At 33.7% G+C, this 16,274-nt stretch carries 15 protein-coding genes, 1 pseudogene and 1 other annotated feature; of the genes and pseudogenes, 13 read left to right on the top strand and 3 right to left on the bottom strand.

The genetic code is table 11. From position 1 onward, the window contains the following. The first annotated feature begins 44 nt into the window (after positions 1-44). The 6 genes from R4B61_RS00855 to R4B61_RS00830 all read left to right on the top strand — a co-directional run bounded on the left by R4B61_RS00855 (position 45) and on the right by R4B61_RS00830 (position 4,590). Positions 45-722, top strand: coding sequence for a type 1 glutamine amidotransferase domain-containing protein (locus tag R4B61_RS00855; protein WP_413627772.1), 678 nt, complete (start codon positions 45-47; stop codon positions 720-722). Then, entirely contained in the window at positions 722-1,636 is a 915-nt protein-coding gene (locus R4B61_RS00850; protein ID WP_413628266.1) for an NAD-dependent epimerase/dehydratase family protein, read from the top strand. Before R4B61_RS00855 ends, R4B61_RS00850 begins: the two co-directional genes overlap by 1 nt. A 109-nt stretch (positions 1,637-1,745) precedes the next feature. Then, entirely contained in the window at positions 1,746-3,047 is a 1,302-nt protein-coding gene (locus R4B61_RS00845; protein ID WP_413627771.1) for a Y-family DNA polymerase, read from the top strand. Continuing rightward, complete coding sequence (locus R4B61_RS00840; RefSeq protein WP_413627770.1) at positions 3,040-3,360, top strand: acetyl-CoA carboxylase; 321 nt, start codon at positions 3,040-3,042, stop codon at positions 3,358-3,360. Before R4B61_RS00845 ends, R4B61_RS00840 begins: the two co-directional genes overlap by 8 nt. Next, complete coding sequence (locus tag R4B61_RS00835) at positions 3,353-3,730, top strand: hypothetical protein (protein ID WP_413627769.1); 378 nt, start codon at positions 3,353-3,355, stop codon at positions 3,728-3,730. The genes R4B61_RS00840 and R4B61_RS00835 overlap by 8 nt, the downstream gene beginning before the upstream one ends. A gap of 32 nt (positions 3,731-3,762) precedes the next feature. Beyond that, positions 3,763-4,590, top strand: coding sequence for an MBL fold hydrolase (locus R4B61_RS00830; RefSeq protein WP_413627768.1), 828 nt, complete (start codon positions 3,763-3,765; stop codon positions 4,588-4,590). A 43-nt stretch (positions 4,591-4,633) separates the two neighbouring features. Here R4B61_RS00830 and R4B61_RS00825 read toward each other — a convergent pair whose 3' ends face one another. Then, positions 4,634-5,227, bottom strand: a complete 594-nt coding sequence (locus tag R4B61_RS00825) for a DUF1054 family protein (protein WP_413627767.1) — start codon at positions 5,225-5,227, stop codon at positions 4,634-4,636. 108 nt (positions 5,228-5,335) lie between these two features. Continuing rightward, on the bottom strand, positions 5,336-5,836 hold the full coding sequence (locus tag R4B61_RS00820) for a hypothetical protein (RefSeq protein WP_413627766.1): 501 nt from the start codon (positions 5,834-5,836) through the stop codon (positions 5,336-5,338). 566 nt (positions 5,837-6,402) lie between these two features. On the opposite strand from R4B61_RS00820, the gene R4B61_RS00815 reads away from it, so the two are divergent. The 5 genes from R4B61_RS00815 (at position 6,403) to R4B61_RS00795 (ending at position 13,915) form a co-directional block, all read left to right on the top strand. Continuing rightward, positions 6,403-9,375, top strand: coding sequence for a type I restriction endonuclease subunit R (locus tag R4B61_RS00815; protein ID WP_413627765.1), 2,973 nt, complete (start codon positions 6,403-6,405; stop codon positions 9,373-9,375). Further along, positions 9,375-10,967: a type I restriction-modification system subunit M gene (locus R4B61_RS00810; protein WP_413627764.1), complete on the top strand. Its 1,593-nt coding sequence runs from the start codon at positions 9,375-9,377 to the stop codon at positions 10,965-10,967. The genes R4B61_RS00815 and R4B61_RS00810 overlap by 1 nt, the downstream gene beginning before the upstream one ends. Then, a complete protein-coding gene (locus R4B61_RS00805) occupies positions 10,957-12,210 on the top strand; it encodes a restriction endonuclease subunit S (RefSeq protein WP_413627763.1) in 1,254 nt (417 codons plus the stop codon). Before R4B61_RS00810 ends, R4B61_RS00805 begins: the two co-directional genes overlap by 11 nt. A gap of 58 nt (positions 12,211-12,268) precedes the next feature. After that, complete coding sequence (locus tag R4B61_RS00800; protein ID WP_413628265.1) at positions 12,269-12,880, top strand: restriction endonuclease subunit S; 612 nt, start codon at positions 12,269-12,271, stop codon at positions 12,878-12,880. Between the two features lie 117 nt (positions 12,881-12,997). Beyond that, complete coding sequence (locus R4B61_RS00795) at positions 12,998-13,915, top strand: tyrosine-type recombinase/integrase (protein WP_413627762.1); 918 nt, start codon at positions 12,998-13,000, stop codon at positions 13,913-13,915. Between the two features lie 11 nt (positions 13,916-13,926). Here the strand turns inward: R4B61_RS00795 and R4B61_RS00790 are convergent, their stop codons facing one another. Continuing rightward, a complete protein-coding gene (locus R4B61_RS00790; protein ID WP_413627761.1) occupies positions 13,927-14,439 on the bottom strand; it encodes a hypothetical protein in 513 nt (170 codons plus the stop codon). Between the two features lie 68 nt (positions 14,440-14,507). On the opposite strand from R4B61_RS00790, the pseudogene R4B61_RS00785 reads away from it, so the two are divergent. Next, positions 14,508-14,951: pseudogene (locus R4B61_RS00785) on the top strand (restriction endonuclease subunit S); the annotation flags it as partial. Between the two features lie 91 nt (positions 14,952-15,042). After that, positions 15,043-15,290: a binding site (T-box leader), on the top strand. A 122-nt stretch (positions 15,291-15,412) separates the two neighbouring features. Further along, entirely contained in the window at positions 15,413-16,273 is an 861-nt protein-coding gene (locus tag R4B61_RS00780; RefSeq protein ID WP_413627760.1) for an S-adenosyl-l-methionine hydroxide adenosyltransferase family protein, read from the top strand. The last annotated feature ends 1 nt before the right edge of the window (position 16,274 follow it).

Below are 16,274 nucleotides of genomic sequence, written 5' to 3'. Positions count from 1 at the left end.
GATAAATATCGGTTAAATGTTTATAATATGATTAGGAGAATAAAATGAAAAAAGTATTAATAGTAGAAACAAATGTCGCACATTATGGAAACACCGATAAACCCACCGGTCTGTGGTTAGGGGAAAGTGTTGAGTTTGTAGCGGACATGCAAAAAGCAAATATCGCAGTTGATTATGTTAGTCCTAAGGGTGGTTTTGTCCCTCTAGACCCTAGAAGTATGAAGTATACCACCCCAGAGATTATGCAGGTTTATGAAACTAATGATTTCATTGAACGAGGAATGTGTCAGACCTTAAAACCTAGTGAGGTTAATCCGGACGACTATTTTGCCATTTACTATACGGGTGGTCATGGAGTAATGTGGGATTTTCCTGATGACCAGGGCTTACAAAAGATTGCCGAAGCAATTTATCAAAAGGGTGGCTACCTATTATCGGTGTGTCACGGAATTGCCGGGTTATTTAATTTGACTGATGCGCAAGGGAACTATCTAATTCAGAACAAACAAGTTACTGGATTTACCACGGCAGAAGAAATTATTGCCGGAAAGCAAAACGTGGTTCCATTTTTAAACCAAGCGATGGCTACCAAACGAGGAGCAAAATTTACCAAGAAACGTTTTTATAGTGAATTTGCGATTCAAGATGGGCGCTTAATTACCGGGCAAAACCCATTTTCAGCCCATGCAGTTGCGAAAAGATTTTTAGCGGAGGTTCAATGATGCAAACAATTTTAGGAAGTAATGGTCAGATAGGACAAGAGCTTGCCAAAGAATTGCATAGTAAATATACGAAAGACATTCGATTAGTTAGTCGAAAACCCAAAAAAGTTAACGAAACTGATGAATTAGTGGCGGCTGATTTGTTAAACGAGGCAGAAACCGTTGCTGCTGTAAAAGGGAGTGAGATTGTCTATTTTACAGCTGGCTTGCCCATGAAATCAGCAATGTGGGAAAAACGTTTCCCTAAGATGATCAAAAACGTGATTAAAGCTTGTGAAACAGCACAAGCTAAATTAGTCTACTTTGATAACACCTATATGTACGCCAAAACGGATGCTATTCAAACCGAAAACAGTCCGTTTGAACCCGAGGGACGAAAATCAACCGTTCGTGCTGAATTAGCGGAAATGATTTTAACGGAAATGAAACATCATCGTCTAGAAGCGGTGATTTGTCGGGCTCCAGAGTTTTATGGTCCTGGAAAAACCCAAAGTATTACGAACACGATGATTTTTGACCGGATTAAGGCAGGTAAAGAAGCTTTGATTCCGATTAATGACGATACGTTGCGTACCCTAATCTGGACACCGGATGCTAGCCGGGCGATGGCTTTGATTGGTAACACTACCACAGCTTACGGACAAACTTGGCACTTACCTTGTGCCGAACCGGTGACCTATCGAGAACTAATCGAACACATCAAGATGTTGACTCAACGACCAATTGAATACCGCGTGGTGAAAAAGTGGCAGTTTAAGCTAGGTAGCTTAGTGAACGAGAACTTACGCGAACTGCAAGAGCTATTACCACGTTACGAAGAAAGTAATCGTTTTTCTGATACAAAGTTTCGGCAACAATTTCCTACCTTTAGCAATACCACGATTGAAGCGGGAATCAGATATTTATTTAAATAGCAGGCAACGACAAATTGAAAAGTTTGTCGTTTTTTTTACGCCTTTTAGAACATATGTTCGTATAATGTGATAAACTATCCATAGCAAATTGGTTAGGAGGAGTTGTGAGATGGTAATGCCAAATGAACCTCGCGGGGTCTATTTTTTGATTGATAATAAGTCATTTTATGCGAGCTGTGAAGCAGTACAACGCGGTTTTAACCCGCTCAAAGTACCACTAGTGGTGATGAGTGAAGCGGAAAATACCAATGGTGGCTTAATCTTAGCAACTTCTCCGGAGGCTAAGCAGTTGTTTCATTTAAAGGCCAACGTTTCACGCCAACGAGATTTACCGGAAGATCCACGATTACAGGTCGTGCCACCACGGATGAATCTATATATTAAAAAGAATCTGGAGATTAACCAGTTGTTTAGCCGCTTTACTCCAGAAGCAGATGTCTGGCCGTATTCAATTGATGAAAGTATCTTGGATATGACCAATTCATGGCACTTGTTTGGCGATAATCCCCGGGAAGTGGCCCGCTTAATCCAAAAAACGGTTCGTAAAGAACTGGGATTATACACCACGGTGGGGATAGGAGATAATCCAATCCAGGCTAAGTTAGCGTTAGATGTGTATGCCAAGCACAACGAAGAGTTGATTGGTGAGATTCATTTTAACGATGTTCCCGAAAAGATTTGGACGATTGAAAATTTGACGGATGTTTGGGGGATTGGAAAGCGAACGGCACGACGGTTAAATCAGCTTAATATTTATAATATGAATGATTTGGCTCATACCAATCCGTACTTTATCAAACAACATTTAGGAATCATTGGTTCGCAATTATTTGCCACGGCTTGGGGAGTTGATCGATCGAAGCTCCGGGAGAAGCCGGTGGTTAAGTCAGCGAGTTTGGGTAATTCTCAGGTGTTACCCCAGGACTACCAAAACCAAGCAGAGATTGAAACGGTCCTCAAAGAAATTGGGCAGCAGGTGGCATCACGAGTGCGTAGTCATCAAAAACTAGCCGGTTGTTTATCACTAGGAATTGGATTTTCGTACCATGCGAGTGAACTTGCGGGAAAGACCGGCTTTCACCAAGCAATGACAATTGAAGAAACGGATGATAATAAGGAAATTGTAAAGCAATTGTTAGTTATGTTTCGCAATAATTGGGAGGGAGAAGCCATTCGAAACGTAGCGGTTTATTGTAGTAAATTACGACCTAATCGGGGACAACAAATTAATCTGTTTACGAACGTCCAACCCCAGATTAAGGAAAACCAGCTAAATTCGATTATCGATAATATTCACCGGAAATATGGTTTTTCAAAATTGGTCTACGCCAATAGTTTGACGAGTGGAGGAACCGCTTTAGAGCGAGCTAAATTGGTCGGTGGCCATAACGGAGGTAATAGTTATGAATGAAGATTTGAAGTTAATTACAGAACGACTAACAAAATATTTTAAACGGATTTCTCGGACCCATTATTGGATTGAAATTGCTAATGATCCGTACGATCAACATTATAATTTTTTCTTTAACAGCCAGCGAGTGGGGCAACGGTTAAAATCGATTCCACTCCATAGTTTGGAAACCTATGACTTACATTATTTAGAATTATTGTTACAAAAACTACGGCAAAAGACGCAGTTAACCATTAAATTTGTGGGCTTTACCGGGGAAAAGTGGCCTAGTTCGCAACGATTGATACAAAGGAAGCGAAACCAACTTGAATGAGCAACAATTTGATCAAAGGCTAGTCGATCAATTTTTTAAATATGATTATCACGACCGGGGTATGATGAAATGGCAGGGTTTTTATTTATCAGACCACACGGTGGCAATTGCCAAACAGGAAAAACAGACCAAACACGTGGTGAAAGTTAAACCACAACAAACGGTAATTGAGATTAAGAAAAACTTGGTACGAGCATTTGAGAAACAACAAAGCGTAATAATCCAACTAAACGAATTGGATCAGGAGCTACGACCACTAGAAATCCAAACGACCATCAAACAGCTTGACGATGAAATTGTTGAACTGGATTTGGGCAGTGAAATTTCTATAGATGCAATTAGGAATGTTAGTCAATTTAATGTTGTATAATAGATTTAACATAATGATTGGAGGAGATAGTTATGACAAACTATGTACAAAAAGAATTTAATACAGATCAATTTACATATGACATTTTCAAGCCCGATGCCATTATGACAGCAACGGCCGTTTTAATTTCAAAAGATGGGAAGGGATTATTGGTTGATACCCAATTTTCTAGTAAAGATGCAGAAAAAATTGTGGCAACTGCCAAAGAAAAACAGATTGAAATTGAACAAATCTACATTTCATACAGTGATCCAGATTACTACTTTGGTTTAAATACGGTGAAAGAAAGTTTCCCTAAGGCCAAGGTATACGCAACTGCTGCAAACATTGCGAGAATCAAAGCTAGTTACGAAGCCAAACTAGAAGTATGGGGTTCCGTCTTAGGTGATGGCCTTCCAGAAAAAGTAATTATTCCTGATGAAGTTCAAGATGAAATTGATTTTGCCGGTAGTAAATTTATCATTTTAGGTTCAGATCCTAAGAAACAAACTCTTTACGATGCTACTGGTAAAGTAGCTTTAGGTGGTCCGTTAGTATCAACTAGTGGTCATGAATTTATGGCGGATACTAAGTCTAGTGCCAGCCAAAAACAATGGGTTGCAGACCTTGCAGAATTACAACAAGCTGATATCAAGGTGATGATTCCTAGTCACTTTGGTGCAAACGAAAAATTTGTAAAGAGTGACATTGATTTTGTGAAGGATTATGTAACTGCATTCACGCAAGTTATGGATGAAAGTAAAAATAGCCAAGAAATCATTACTAAAATGAAACAACGTTATCCAGACCTTCCAGATGCTTCTTTAGACCTAAGCGCTAAGGTAGTTACTGGTGAAATGGAATGGAATGACTTTCAATAAAAAATAGCCGATCGATTTGAAAATCGATTGGCTATTTTTTTGCTTATTTTAATTTTTCGTATAGCGGGATTAAGGTTTGAAGAGTTTTTAATAAATCAGTTTCTAGTTGTTCGGTACCTAGGCGTGGGTCGGTATGGTCAATTTTAATTCCCACTAAAACCTCGTTGGACTTGTATTGTTGGTAGCCAGCAATTGCGTCGGGATAGTCACTAATAGGAACTGTTTGATTAACCATGTGATCACGACTGATGAAATAGTGGTCTGGTAGTTCGGCAACCAGTGGCTGAATAGCTGCTAACTTAGGATAAATATCATCAAGTTGTTTAGGCTTCATGTTGCTTTCCACCGCTAGGTAAAGGTAGAGATGGTCTTGCCAAAAACCTAACTCAAAGTGGGGTAACATTTTGTAGCCGCGCTTGTTGGTGGAAAAGGCCACCCAGGTATTGTCAGGAGCGTATTTATTCCGCATTCGATGCTTAGCAACGTGAGCATACCAGTCGTCGCCATCTTGTTTTAAAATTTCAAGGGCTTTAGTGGCAAATTGTTCAAACTTAGGATCAATTATGGTACGAATTTTATCCATACGACCATCTAAAGTGGGGTCGTTAAAGACATTGAAGTCGGTGTTAGTAAACATGGGAAACCTCCGGAGTTAGTTGTTGTTATTTATTATAAAACTTTTGCGTGATTTGCAAAGGGAGGAGAAACAAAAAACTCCTCGTTTAGAAAACGAAGAGTTTTTTGCTTAGTTCCAACGGTTAGCGTATTCACCAGGGTTGGTGTAAACGTTGTAGTCCGTAGTTCCAGTTGTGTTGGAAGTAGGAGTAGTTTGTGGGTTAGTAGTTGGAGTGGTTTGACTGTTGTCAGTAGCAGTTGGGGTAGTAGTGTTGTTGTTACTACTTTGAGCTGCTGGAGTAGTGTTGGTAGCTTGGTTATTGTTAGAACTGTTGTTATCGGTTTTGTTAGTGGTGCTTGAGTTCTTGGAACCATTGTTACTATCTTTGTTGGTAGTTGCTTGGCTCTTTGAACTATTGTTGTTAGATTTAGTTGAGCTGCTACCGTTGTTAGAAGTGGTAGAACCATTTTCACTGTTAGTAGTGCTCTTAGTCTTTTTGTCTTTGTTTTTAGTGGTCTTAGTGGTTTCATCATGTTTTTTAGAAGTGTCTTTGTTACTTTGACCTGATGAACATGCTGAAAGACTGAATAAGGTTAGTGCTGCGGTAGATAATAAAATTAATTTTTTCATGAGCTTCTCCAATTTATACGTAAATTTTTTCAATAGATACGGATTAGTAAAGACTAATCAATGGGATGCGAACCATGAATATTTCGCATCTGCCCATATCATAGCATGTGTTTTTTATGGGTCAATAATAATGTAATAGGCAACTAGGAAAATTAGGGATATCTTAATAATTACGTTGTTAGCAAGCATAGATAAGCTAGCTAAAACAAAAAAGCCTGCTTCCGCAGGTTTTTTGAGTATGTAAATTAAAAACAAATTAATAAATATCCAAGTGAGAATGATCTTGGAAGAACGTGGGCGTCCAACCCACATTTATAGTATATAGTTGGGCACAACTAAAATCAATAGAAAAATCATATTATTTTATAATTTTACAATATTTTTATTTTATAAATTAAAAATATTTTATGAAAAATCGAATGAATTTTTAGTGGTATTTGAATAATAAATTGCTAATTATGGATTAATTGTTTAATTAAATGCTATTGACTACTAATTAGTGGCGTATTTTTTTGGTACACTAAGATTAAGTGTTTAAAAATAGAACTTAAGTAAGGTGAAATAACATGTCCTTAAGAAAAGTACAGAGTGAAGTTTCTTTTGAAAATGAATTTGTAGAAACCCTAACGAAAAACGGATGGACACATAATACTAGTTTAGACAGAGCAACACCAAAGGAACTTGAAAATCACTTTAGAGAAATATTGAATCAAAATAATCGTGATCAACTAAATGGAGTTGATATTACAGATAACGAAATGCAGGAAATTATGCGTCAAATTTCTGGTAAAACTCCAACCGAAATAAATAACTTTTTAACAAAAGGATATGTGGCTGAACTAACCATAGCCCGTGATAATCCTGAATTAGGAAAAGTTAATTTGAAAGTTTTTTGGCGTGATGATATTGCTGGTGGAAGGATGCGTTATGAAGTCATTCAACAAGCATTACGTCCTGGAAAAACTGATGATATTAGTGATCCAGATAGAAGATTTGATGTAACTCTACTATTTAATGGTCTTCCATTAATTCAAGTTGAAGAAAAAGCGCTGGATGTTAATTTAAAACAAGCGTCTAATCAAATTATTAAATATAAATCTGAAAACAAATATGATGGTTTGTTTGCCACAGTTCAAATCTTTGTTGCATTAAAGGAAACAGCAGTTAAATATTTTGCTAACGAAAAATCTGCAAATATGTTTAATGAAAAATTTTTCTTCTCATGGCTTGATAATAAAAATAAAGTAGTTTCTGGTTGGGAACAGTTTACTGAAGAATTTTTAAGAATTCCCATGGCACATAATATTATTAGTAACTATATGGTTTCTGATGGAGAAATATTAAAAGTTTTGCGTCCTTATCAAATTCATGCGGTTAAAGCTATTCGTGACTCCGCAATGCGACATGAAGATGGTTACGTATGGCATGCAACTGGTTCAGGTAAGACGTTAACAGCTTATAAAACTGCTACTCTAATTCAAAGAGATCCACATAATCAAGTGATTTTTATGTCAGATAGAACTGAATTAGATAATCAGTCTGGTAAAAACTTTAGTAATTTTGCTCATAATAGTGACGATACTATTTTTGAAACTAGATCGACTCATGAATTGATTGATATGTTGAAAAAATCAAAGAATGGAGTCATTACAACCACTATTAATAAAATGAAGATTGCGATTGAAAGAAACAATGAACGGCACCAAGAAGGTAAAAAAGGACCGCTTGATAAAGTTATTGGAAATAAACGATTCATTTTTATTGTTGATGAGGCTCATCGTTCACAATTTGGACAAATGCAACGAATAATTAAACAAGCCTTTCCAAATCAAAATTGGTATGGATTTACTGGTACTCCAATTTTTGACTTTAATAAAACACCCGAAGATCAAACAACTGAGAGTCAGTTTGGAAAAGAGTTGCATAGATATAATATTGGTAATGCTTTAAATGATCATGCTATTTTAGATTTTAATGCTGAATATGTGACGCTTGTGACGGCGCAAAATAAAGATACTGAAGATCTTGAAACTGAATCTAATTTACCAGATTCAGTTTATGAAGGTACTTCAGAAGAAGCACAACAGTATCGAAATAAGTTAGTAAAGTGGATCTATAAGAATTGGACAAGAAAATCAGAACATAGACAATTTAATGCTTTGTTAGCGACTTCTAATATTGACCAAGCTTTAGCATTTTATAAATTATTTAAAGAAGCTAATAAAGAAAAGAAAAATCCTATAAAAATTGCCGTTACTTATTCGATTAATGAAAATGGTGAGAATAATAGGATGCAAAGAGCAGGTTTAATTGAAGCAATGAAAGATTATTCTTTGCAGTATTCTAATGCAGAAAATACCTGGAATATTGATAATATTGATATTTATATTGATGATGTTGCTAAGAGAACCGCTCGAAATGAAGGACCTTATCAAGTGCTCAAACCAGAGCAAGAAATTGATTTAACAATTGTGGTAAATCGATTGCTTACAGGTTTTGATGCACCACGGTTGAACACTCTTTATATGGATAAAGTAATGAAGTATCAAGGATTAATACAGGCATATGCAAGAACTAACCGTTTGAATAGTAAAGATAAAACTCAGGGAAACGTTGTGGTCTTCAGAAGACCAGAATTAATGGAAGCAAGAACTAAAGATGCTTTTGAAAAATATGCGGGGGAAGGATCTTTCAATCGGGTATTTAGAAAAGACTTTAAACAAATGCAAGCACAGTTTAAAGAACAAATTGATGGTCTAAAAGCATATGTTCCAACCCCTGAAAACGCTGAAGATTTAATTAATGGTACTGAAAAAGAACAAATTGAGTTTTTAGGTCGATTTAAAAGTTTATCTAAGACACAACACTATATCTCATCTTATTCTGAATTTGATTGGAATGAGCAAGCGGATGATTACAATATGTCTAATGATGAATATCTTTACTACCAGAGTGCATATCAAAATGTTAGAGAAAAATTGAAGGAAGATGTTCCAGGTGACGGTCCCGAGAAAAATGACCTTAAATTTGATTTTGATGATGTATATATCACTAACATGGTAATTGATAGAGATTATGTATTAACCATTGCTACTAAATCAATGAAAGAAAAAAATGATAAACAGGCACGAAAAGAGTACGAAGAAATAATTTCGAAATATCGAAAAGCTGGTAAAACTGTTGAAGCTGATAATATTGAAAGATTCATTGAATCAGAGAAGGCAACTGGTCAGATATTTGATGATAAGTATGACGTGATTACAAGGTATACTACTTATATAGCTAATTTAAAAAATGATGCAATTAATGATTTTGCTGATGAATGGGGAATCGATAAATTACTATTAAAACGCTTAGTAAGTAGTTATGAATCTACGGGTGAATTTACGCATGAAAAAGAAGTAAAAAGAACCGCTAAAAAGTCTGTAGCAGAAGCAAACGGGCATTCTTTTTTAAACTTATTAAATTATAAGGGTGTTATTCAAAATGAATGGCGTAAATTTATCAGTCAAGATTTAAAAAAATTTGGAGATAATTAATGGATAAAAACGAATCAAGAACATTAGAAAATGCGCTTTGGAGTTCAGCTAACGTACTTCGAGGAAAGATGGATGCAAGCGAATATAAAAATTATTTATTGGGATTGATTTTTTATCGCTTCTTAAGTGAAAAAACAATTAAAGCAGTAATAGATGCCACTGGTGAAGATGGTAATCCAATTGAAATTTATAAAAAATATTGGGAAAACCAACATGACGATATTGTAGATTCTCTATATGACGACAATGGTTATATTATTGAACCTAATGATTTGTTTGATGAGATTGTAGTTAGAATTCAAAAGCACCAATTTCAAGTTTCTGACCTAAAGCAAGCATTATTTAATCTAGAACAATCAGTTAAAGGAAAAGAATCAGAGGAAGATTTTGAAGGTTTATTTGATGATATTGACCTTGATTCAAATCGTTTAGGTAAAAATCCAAGCCAAGTCATAAATGATGTTATTTTAGCGCTTAAAGATATTGATTTTGATGAAGACCGTGATGTTTTAGGTGATGCATACGAATACTTAATCAGTTCTTTTGCAATGAGTGCTGGTAAAAAAGCGGGAGAATTTTATACCCCAAGAACAGTTAGTGAAATTATCGCCCAAATCGTAACTATTAATCATAAAGAGGGTGCTGAGCAATTACGTAGTATTTATGATCCAGCAATGGGATCTGGTTCATTGTTACTAACAGTAGCTGATCAAGTAACTGGTGATTATCCAATTAGCTATCACGGTCAAGAATTAAATACTACCACGTATAATTTAGCTCGTATGAATCTGATGTTACATGGAGTTGGTTACGAAGATATTCAGGTTCACAATGGTGATACATTAGATGCAGATTGGCCAACGGAAGAACCATATCAGTTTGATGCAGTTGCAATGAACCCACCTTATTCAGCCAAATGGAATAATGATAAAGATAGATTAAGTGATCCACGGTTTAGAGATTATGGTCGTTTAGCACCTAAATCAAAAGCTGATTATGCCTTTTTATTACATGGGTTATATCATTTGAAACCAACTGGAACGATGGGTATTGTTTTACCTCATGGAGTTTTATTTAGAGGTGCAGCTGAAGGAAAAATTAGAGAAGAATTAATTGCTAAGAATCAAATTGATGCAGTTATCGGACTTCCAGCAAATATTTTTTATTCAACATCAATTCCAACGGTTATTTTAATTTTGAAAAAAAATAAAACTAATGAAGATATTTTCTTTATTGATGCTAGTCGTGAATTTGAAAAGGAACGTAATCAAAATGTTTTAACTAAAGAAAACATTACTAAGATTGTTGAAACTTATAAAAAACGCGAGAACGTTGATAAATATGCTCACAAAGCAAATCTAAGTGAACTTAAAGAAAATGATTTTAACTTGAATATTCCTCGTTATGTTGATACTTTTGAGCCAGAACCACCAGTTGATGTGGATAAGTTGGTTAAAGATATGAAAGAAACGGATGCTGAAATTAATCGTCTAAATGGTGAAATTGGTACGATGTTGAACGATTTAGTGGGTCAAGATGCTGACGCTCAACAGCAGCTTGATAAAATTAAGGAGCTATTCAATGGAAAATAATGAAATGACTCCAAAAATTAGGTTTAAAGGCTTTTCTGACCCTTGGGAGCAGCGTAAGTTAGGTAATGTTGGTAGCAGTTATTCAGGTTTAAGTGGTAAAACAAAAGATGACTTTGGTCATGGTGAAGCAAAATATGTAACATATAAAGATATCTTTGATAATGAGTTAATAGTTAATACCGAAAAATTTGATAATATTGGAATAGATAATTCTCAGAATTTAGTAAATAAAGGAGATGCACTATTCACAATTTCTTCCGAAATTCCTGAAGAAGTGGGAATGTCATCTGTTTTAATGGTTACTGTTCCAAACTTATATCTTAATAGTTTTTGCTTTGGATTTAGACCAAATAATTCATTAAGCTCTTTATTTTTAGGATATTTATTTAGATCAAATTATTTTAGAAAGAAAGTACAAATATTAGCACAAGGAATATCTAGATATAATATTTCAAAGAAAAAAGTAATGGACATTAATTTAATTTATCCTGCTGAATATTTAGAACAATATAAAATTGGTTCATTATTAAAAAGTATTGATCAACTTATCACTGCCAATGAACGTAAGATTGAATTATTAAAAGAAGAGAAAAAGTTAATAATTACTATGCTTTTAAATTTATTTTGGAGATTTAAAGGATTTGATAACCCTTGGTTAAAGTGTAAGTTTGAATTTTTGTTAGATGTAAATGATGGAATTCGTAGAGGTCCATTTGGTAGTTCTTTAAAAAAGGATGTTTTTGTTTCCAAAAGTGATTATGTTGTTTATGAACAAAGAAATGCTATTTATGATAACTATGAAACAAAGTACAATATATCAAAAGAAAAATTTGAAGAATTAAAAAAATTTGAAATAAAACCTAACGATTTTATAATGAGTGGCGCAGGTACTATTGGTAAGATTTCAAAGGTTCCATTTGGTATAAAAGAAGGAGTGTTCAATCAAGCATTAATTAGATTTAGAATTAATAAAAAATTTACTGATTCAAATTTTTTTATTAATTTTATTAGAGCTGATTTTATGCAAAAAAAATTAACTAAAGCTAATCCCGGCTCTGCTATTACAAATCTGGTTCCAATGTCAGAAGTTAAAAAGTGGTTCGTTAATATTCCAGAAAAAAAAGAACAAGAAAAAATTGGATTAATACTTGATATTATTGATAAAAAAATTAAGATTAAAAGGAGTAATATTAAAGATTTAAAAAAAGTAAAAAAATATTTATTACAAAATATGTTCATTTAATATTTACACTGCCAATGAACGTAAAGGTGATTTACTAAAACAAGAAAAGAAATTGTTGATGCAGCAACTTTTCAGTGTTTCATGGAGATTCGCTGAATTTAATGACCCTTGGAAGCAACGTAAGTTAGGTGAATTAGCAAAAATTTATAGAGGATCATCTCCAAGACCTATTAAAGATAAGAAATGGTTTTCAAAAGATAGTAATATTGGTTGGTTAAGGATTTCTGATGTTACTAGTCAAAATGGAGTAATAGAATATACAGAACAGCATCTATCAAAATTAGGAATGGAAAAAACTAGGGTTTTAACAAATGAGCATTTAATATTGAGTATTGCAGCAAGTGTAGGTAAACCTGTTATTAATAAAATTCCTATTGGAATACATGATGGATTTATTGTCTTTGTTGGTAATAAATTTAATATATATTTTATGTTTCAAATGTTAAATTATTATAAAAATGTTTGGAATAAATATGGTCAACCTGGTGCCCAAGTAAATATAAATTCAGATATTGTTAAGCTTCAATCATTTTATTTTCCAAAAAATAAGGAACAAGGTAAGATTGTTGTACTATTTAAAAAAATTGATCAACTTATTACTGACAATGACCATAAAGTAGAAAATTTGAAAATAGTAAAAAAACAATTAATGCAAAATTTATTTATATAAAAAAATTACGTTGCCAATGAGTGAAAGCTAAAATTACTAAAAAACTTCATAAAAGCGTTATTTTTTAATGGAACAACTAATTGTGGTTGTTCTATTTTTTTATGGAGGTACATAGAAATGGTACAAGAAATTAAGTTTTACGATTATTTTGAGCAATGGATGAAGTTATATAAGTTGGATGCGGTTAGAGAAGTAACCTATCAGAAATATAAAATGACTCATCGACAATTGGTGATGTTAGCACCTGATTTAATGATGTCTGACTTAACAAGATTGTCGTATCAACAGTTGTTAAATGATTATGCTGCAAATCATGAAAGACAGACTACGATGGATTTTCACCGTCATTTAAAAAGTTCTTTAATTGATGCTTTAGAAGAAGATTTTATCAAAAAGGATCCAACTAGAAAGGCCATTATAAAAGGAATTAAGCAGAGACAGCATAAGACTAAGTATTTACACCAATATGAACTACAAGCTTTACTTAATTCATTAGATCTTGCAGGAGAGGTTAATTGGGATTACTTTATCCTTTTAATTGCTAAAACAGGTCTACGATTTGCTGAAGCACTAGGGGTTACACCGAGAGATTTTGACTTTGCTCATCAAACATTAACGATTAATAAAACATGGAATTATAAGCTAGGAAAGGGAAGTTTTGCACCAACCAAGAATAAATCATCAATGAGAAAAATACCTTTAGATTGGCAAACTGTGATTCAATTTTCCCAATTAGTTAAAAAATTGCCGGATGATAAGCCAATTTTTGTTGATGGTAAAGTCTATAATGATACGGTTAATCACTATTTAGAAAGGTTATGTAATAAATCAAAAATAAAAACAATTTCTGTGCACGGTTTAAGACATACGCATGCTTCTTTATTGCTTTATGCAGGAGTTAGTATTGCATCTGTGGCAAGAAGGTTGGGTCATTCTAATATGACGACGACGGAGCATACTTATCTGCATATAATTCAAGAATTAGAAAATCAAGACAATGATAAAGTTATGAAACATTTAGCTAGTTTAATATAAGGGCGAAAGGGTCAGATGGTTATTTTAAAACTATCTGATTTTTCGTTACGTTCATTGGCAGTGATAAGTTGACTGATTTTTTGAATTAATTTTGATATTTTTTGTTGCTCTTTTATGTTGTTTGAACTATTAACCTTAAAATTTAAAAAAGTTTTCTCATGAATTCTTTTGGAACCTGTTCCTGTAGAAAATCTTTCTTTTGATTTGAAATAGTCCTTTCGAGATAGCAAGTTAAGTAAAAATAACTTATCGATATTTAATATATCAAAAGATGGAACATCTCCTGAACTCACTCTTCCATTTAAGTTTGAAGGAATTATTCCGAAACCACCGTTAAAAAAGTTCTGCTTTCCATAAATAAATTGTCCAGATTTTCTTTTATAGTATTTTGTTGATCCAATTTTTAAAGTTTTTCTAGATTTACCAGCTTCTACTCCACCAAGATTTAATTTAACAGTTAATATTTCATCTAAATTTTTTATATTTTTAGATTCATTTTCTGGTATCTTTAAAAATTCATTCAACTTACGCTGCTCCCATGTAAAAGCATATTATTTTTAATATTTTAAACACTTAACTTTGGGAGCAGCGTAAGTTAGGTAATATATTTAATTATGAAAGACCAGATAAATATATAACTGAAATAAAAGAATATAGAAGTAATGGAACTCCAGTATTAACGGCAAACAAATCATTTTTATTGGGATATACAAATGAAAAAAATATTTATACAAATATTCCCATTATAATTTTTGATGATTTTACTTTGGAGAATAAGTTTGTTAATTTCCCATTTTTAGTTAAATCTTCAGCAATAAAGATTTTATCAACTCACAAGGATGATATATATTTTTGCTATATTCTTTTAAATAGTCTTAATATTCATCAAATTGGTCATAATCGTCATTATATTTCTATTGTTCAAAAAAAAGATGCATATATTCCTGACCTTAATGAACAATATAAAATTGGTTCATTATTAAAAAATATCAATCAACTTATCACTGCCAATGAACGTTCCCATTTTTTTAAATAAATAATATAAACTACATAATCCACACGCTTATTTTGTGAAACATACATAAACCATTGACATCCCACCCAAATCCCTGTACCATTTACACCAATCAAATACGACCTAAAGTTGAGTAAAAAGCAATGCTTGTCAGAGAGTTCCTGGCTGGTGTGAAGGAATGAAGCAGCGTTTTTGAAGATGGACTTTTTCTGGTCTTACTAGCGAACGATTAGACTTAGCTAGTAACGGGTTTGTATACGTTACTAATACAAGGTTATTCTGAACATTGAGTAACTTGCTGAGGTAGATTTTGCAAGAAATCTACGAATAAAGGTGGTATCACGAGCACTCGTCCTTTTTATCGGGCGGGTGTTTTTTTGTACACCATTTTTGCATAAAAGCGAACTATATTTGATTTTAGATTGTTAATGTTGGTTAATTACCGTAAAATAGAATTATATTAAATAGAAAGAGGGATTATTATGACTGAAAAACATTCATTAGTATTACAAACGGATTTTGGACTTGACGATGGGGCGGTTAGCGCAATGTATGGAGTTGCCAAAACAGTTAGTCCTAATCTAGATATTTACGATTTAACGCATAATATTCCTCAATACGACATTTGGACGGCATCATATCGACTATACCAAACGGTGAAATATTGGCCCGCTGGAACGGTCTTTGTATCAGTGGTTGACCCAGGAGTAGGTAGTAATCGCAAGAGTATTGCGGTGAAAACTAAAACGGGACAATTTATCATTACCCCAGATAACGGAACCATTACCCACATTGCTAAACATGTAGGAATTGAAAGTGTTCGCGAAATTAACGAAGCAACGGATCGTTTACCAGGTTCGGAAAAGAGCAATACTTTCCATGGTCGAGATGTTTATGTTTATAACGGTGCTAAGTTAGCGACTGACAACGCTCACTTTGATAATTTCACCAATGAATTAGATCCAAAACAAATCCGTCAGTTAAATATTTTTGATCCACAAAACCACGGAGACGAGGTTTCAGGTACAATTGATGTATTGGATATTCGTTATGGTTCGGTTTGGACTAATATTCCGTTTAGCTTCTTTGAAAAAGACAACGTGCAATACGGTGACTACTTTGACGTGGTGATTTCTTGCCGCGGTAAAGCCGTGTTTGAAAAGAAGATTAAGTTTGTAAAGACTTTTGCGGATGTTAACCTAGGAGAACCATTAATCTACATTAATTCACTAGTTAATATTGGAATTGCTTTGAATCAACAATCATTTGCTGATGCTTTTGATTTAGGAATTGGAAATGATTGGAAAGTTGATTTGAAAAAGATTGAAACTAAAGGAGAATAAG

Origin of the sequence: Fructilactobacillus vespulae, from assembly GCF_047324295.1 — a bacterium.
Lineage (GTDB): Bacteria > Bacillota > Bacilli > Lactobacillales > Lactobacillaceae > Fructilactobacillus > Fructilactobacillus vespulae.
This window is presented reverse-complemented; position numbering and strand designations above follow the sequence as displayed.